The 366-nt window shown below is 73.0% G+C and carries 1 protein-coding gene; it reads right to left on the bottom strand.

Features of this window, described 5'->3' with window-relative positions; all coding sequences use genetic code 11:
- A partial coding sequence (locus tag IRY44_RS30500; protein WP_194803575.1) for an AMP-binding protein occupies positions 1–366 on the bottom strand: 366 nt, incomplete at both ends.

Below are 366 nucleotides of genomic sequence, written 5' to 3'. Positions count from 1 at the left end.
CGGTCCTGCCAGGCGATGACCACGGCGTCGCGTACGCCCGGGTGTTCCCGCAGGCGGGCCTCGACCTCACCCACCTCGACCCGGAACCCACGCACCTTCACCTGACCGTCGGCCCGCCCCCGGAACTCCAACTGCCCGTCCGCACGCCACCGCACCAGATCCCCGGTCCGATACAACCGGCCACCCGGCTCACCACCGAACGGGTCCGGCACGAACCGCTCCGCCGTCGCACCCGGCCGGCCCAGATAACCCCGCGCCAACTGCGTGCCACCGACGAACAACTCACCCACCGCACCCACCGGCACCTCGGCCAGCGAACCGTCCAGCACGTACAACGCCCGGTCCCCCACCGCCCGGCCGATCGGC

Source organism: Micromonospora sp. ANENR4, from assembly GCF_015354395.1.
Lineage (GTDB): Bacteria > Actinomycetota > Actinomycetes > Mycobacteriales > Micromonosporaceae > Micromonospora > Micromonospora aurantiaca.
Note: the sequence above shows the minus strand (reverse complement) of the source record. Positions and strands in the feature narration are given on the sequence as shown.